This is a genomic window from Streptomyces canarius (assembly GCF_014650735.1).
GTDB lineage: Bacteria > Actinomycetota > Actinomycetes > Streptomycetales > Streptomycetaceae > Streptomyces > Streptomyces olivaceoviridis.
In genome coordinates this window covers 1-1890 of record NZ_BMVN01000161.1, presented here as the reverse complement: position 1 = coordinate 1890, position 1890 = coordinate 1, and the positions used below count along the sequence as shown (strand labels likewise).

Below are 1890 nucleotides of genomic sequence, written 5' to 3'. Positions count from 1 at the left end.
GCGTCAGGCCGTCGCCAGGCACTGCCACTACCGGCGACGATGCCACTCGTTGGAGGGGCGGTCCAGCAAGACCGCCCCTGATGGACCATCAGCCAACTACACTCCCGACGATGCCTCTGACCAGGCAAGATAGCGAAACGCTGCTGGAGTACTAATACTCCAGCCGTAGATGTGATCTTCATGATTGAAGGGCGGCCTGGCGTCGGTAGTGGCTGCGTTGGGCGCGGGCTTGGTGGCGTCGGCGCCAGGTGGACCAGCGCAGTCGATGGGCGAGGTCGCGGGTCGGCCCTGCGATCAGGGCGGTGAACAGGCGCTGGATCTCGTTGCAGGTCAGCGGGATCAGCCCGTTCGGGCTGGTCCCGTCGTCGGCCAGGGCCTGGTCGCGGCGTTCGAGGGCGGCCGTGACCGCGAGGAAGGCGTGGGCGAGCAGGGCCAGGGTGACCCAGCGGTGCCAGGAGTCCCAGCGGCGGACTTGGTGCTCGTCCAGCCCGGCCAGGGTCTTCGAGCTTTGGAACGTCTCCTCGACCGTCCAGCGGCTTCCGGCGACCTTCACGAGGGTGGAGAGCGGCACCGGGCGGGGTGCATAGCAGCGGTAGTAGGCGAGCTCGCCGGTGCGGCGGTTGCGGCGGATCAACAGGTGCTGATGGCCGGGCAGGCCGGGGGCGGTGACGGCGATCTGGGCCCAGTCGTACCAGCGGTGGCCCTTCGCACCGCGTCCGGCGGACAGCTTCTGCCAGGCCCGCTTGGGGATCTTCTTGGCCAGGTGGTCGGCGCGCTGACCTCCGGCCGGGGTGCGGACGCGGTGAGTGCTGGACACCGCGAGCACGTAGCCGAGCTGCCGCCGCTCCAGGGCGGCGCGCAGGTGCGGGTTGTCGCCGTAGACCTCGTCGCCGGCCGCCCATGCGGCCGCAACTCCCGCGTCCAGGGTGCGCTCGATCATCTGTCGGGCGAGCTGCGGCTTGGTGGCGAAGCCGACATCGTTGGGGACGGCGGCTTGGGCGCAGCGGTCCGGGTCGCTCGTCCATGCCTTGGGCAGGTAGAGCGCGCGATCGATGGCGGCGTGTCCGTGGCGGGAGGTGTAGGTGAGGTAGACGGCGGCCTGGGCGTTCTCGATCCGCCCGGCGGTGCCGGTGTACTGGCGCTGGACGCCGACGGTGCGGGTGCCCTTCTTCAGGTCGCCGGTCTCGTCCATCACCAGCACGGCCTGGTCGTCGGCCAAGTGCTCCAGCACGAACGCGCGCAGGTCGTCCCGGACAAGGTCGGCCTCCCATTTGGCGCGGCCGAGCAGGTGCTGCAGGCCGTCGGGTGTGGCGTCCCCGGTGTGCTCGGCGATCGTCCAGCAGTTCTTGCGCGGCAGGTCAGCCAGCAACCCGAGCATCAACTGCCGGGCTCGAAGCCGGGGTTCGACCCGGCTGAATTGTCCCGCGATCCGCTCCATCAGGCCCTCGAACATCGCCCGCCAGCGGGCAGGCACGATGTGATCTGCGGCCACCGCTTCATCGTCAGTCCACACACCTCACGATGATCACCGATGGCCGCAGCCGTCTCGCACCAGGTCCCACCGATTCGATCAAACTCCATGTTTTGATCGGGGTCTCTTGCGAATCCCGCTGGTCGCCGAGATCCGCTGGAGATCTCCTGAGCGCGGCGCCGGCAACGTGTGATCATGGCGATATGGCATCTGGTCGGATCATTTTCCTCAATGGCACCTCCAGCTCGGGGAAGTCGAGCATCGCCAGGGAGCTTCTGGACATCCTGGACGATGGCGTCTTCTTCCACATGGCGGTCGACGGCTTCAGCGCGATGCGCAGTAAGCGGGAGCTCGAAGCGGAGGAACTCGATGCCGCGCTGCGGCGGACCAGGATGGGCTTCCACCGCTCGATCGCGGCC

The 1890-nt window shown here is 68.4% G+C and carries 2 protein-coding genes; one reads left to right on the top strand and one right to left on the bottom strand.

Annotated features, from left to right (window positions below):
• Window positions 1-178: 178 nt before the first annotated feature.
• Window positions 179-1453, bottom strand: a complete 1275-nt coding sequence (locus IE294_RS46565; protein ID WP_435858245.1) for an IS701 family transposase — start codon at window positions 1451-1453, stop codon at window positions 179-181.
• A 221-nt stretch (window positions 1454-1674) separates the two neighbouring features.
• Between IE294_RS46565 and IE294_RS46560 the strand changes: the two genes are divergently transcribed.
• A partial coding sequence (locus IE294_RS46560; protein ID WP_229918263.1) for a phosphotransferase-like protein occupies window positions 1675-1890 on the top strand: 216 nt, incomplete at its 3' end.

Coding starts and splice junctions, on each gene's coding strand:
- IE294_RS46565 (WP_435858245.1), bottom strand. CDS start 1,453: ATGTTCGAGGGCCTGATGGAGCGGATCGCGGGACAATTCAGCCGGGTC.